General features: G+C 71.7%; 2 protein-coding genes. Both read right to left on the bottom strand.

Annotated elements, in window-relative coordinates; genetic code table 11:
* Positions 1-146: 146 nt before the first annotated feature.
* Positions 147-746: a phage tail tube protein gene (locus tag ABT122_RS33510; RefSeq protein WP_351559964.1), complete on the bottom strand. Its 600-nt coding sequence runs from the start codon at positions 744-746 to the stop codon at positions 147-149.
* A gap of 96 nt (positions 747-842) precedes the next feature.
* A complete protein-coding gene (locus ABT122_RS33515) occupies positions 843-1,265 on the bottom strand; it encodes a phage tail termination protein (RefSeq protein ID WP_351559966.1) in 423 nt (140 codons plus the stop codon).
* Positions 1,266-1,570 lie beyond the last annotated feature (305 nt).

A 1,570-nucleotide genomic window follows, 5' to 3' on the forward strand; every position in this document is an offset into this window, starting at 1 on the left:
GGGGCGGCCGCGCGGCCCCCGGGGGCGGGGCCGGCGGGGGTTGCCGCCCCCCGGGGGGGGGGGGGCCCCCCCCGGGGGGGGGGGGGGGGGGGGGGGGGGGGGGGGGGCCCGGCCCGTGGAGAGGGCCGGCCCCGGTCCGGCGGGTGTTACGGGGTGACGGAGTACGCCGGGTCCTTCATCAGGAAGGTCGCCAGCGGCGCCGTCGCGCCCTGGGACAGCGCGGTGAAGGTGACACCGAGCGAGGCCGCCGACTTGCGGGCCAGCTTCACGTCGTCGGCGGAGGTCACCTGGCCGCGCGGGATCACAAAGCGGTAGGTGATGTCCTTGCCGTCGGTGAACTCCAGGCCGAGCGCCCGCTCGTCGAAGGTCGGGCCGTCCGGGATGTCCAGGCTGTAGACGCCGGAGGTGCCGGCGCCCACGGGCTTCACATCCGACTTGGACCCGCCGATGAAGAAGGGCAGCGTGTCCTCGTTGAACTGGAGCATCGCGAACTTCAGCGTCAGATCGCGGTCCGAGTAGACGAACCGCGCCGGGCTGATGGCCTGCCAGGTCTCCACCGGGTCGAGCTTGTCCTTCTTGGCGAAGGTCACACCGTCGGTGGTGGTGTAGCCGAGGTCCGTCCAGGCGGCGCCCCAGTCGGCCGCCGGGTTGGCGGAGAAGGCGCTGGGCGCGGCGGCGCCGACCGCCGCGACCAGGACACGGCCGGTGCCGGCGACGCGGATCTCGGAAGAGTTGTTGCCTGCCATGGGAACTCCTTGGGTGTTGGGTGGGCTGCCGCGGGTACGGCAAAGGCCCCGCCGGATCGGCGAGGCCTGGTCTGTGGGTGGTGAGAGCGCGGCCGGTCAGTCGGTGCGCAGGAACAGGCGCAGGATGCAGAGGTAGCGGTTGGCCGCCGTGTAGACGTAGTCCGGCAGCCAGCGCGGGCCGTCCGCCTCGCTGACATCGGTGATCGTCGTCTTCGGCACGGAGGTGTCGATGACCCTGCCGGCCATGCCGAGGAGCGCGGCTCGCGCGTCGTTGGCCAGGACGTGGGCGTCGGACTTGGTGGGCCCGTACACCTCCAGCTCGATCAGCGGCTGGTCGAGGTGGAGGTCGTCGATCCAGGCCCCGCCCCGGCGGGAGACGACGACCGTCTTCGTGGTGCCGTTGAAGCCGACCGGCGGGGACTCCACCACCGTCACGCCCGCCGTCGCCGACAGGCTCTGGGTGAGGAGATCCACGACGATCTTCTGCACATCGGGAAACTTGTTCGGGACTTGGTTCATGACGAGGCGTCACTCCTGTTCCTCGGGACATTCGTCCTGGACATGCGGGCGGCGGAGCCGGGCCCTGGAGGGAGGGGGGCACAGCTCCGCCGCTGCACCAACTGTGACGCAGATCGTGCGAACGCGCAACCAGTTCGTGCGCGCGCGCAGCAAATAACGCGGAGAGGCGGCCACCCGGGGAGGGGTGACCGCCTCTTCTCTGCTCGGTGTCCGGCCGTCGGCCTGGGGAGTTTCTTTCGGATCTTGCCGGATCGGCGAGGCGCGGTGCCGGGGCTCGCGAGCCCCGGCACGATCCGAAAGAGACG

The sequence above is a fragment of the Streptomyces sp. NPDC001985 genome, assembly GCF_040296845.1.
Classification (GTDB): domain Bacteria; phylum Actinomycetota; class Actinomycetes; order Streptomycetales; family Streptomycetaceae; genus Streptomyces.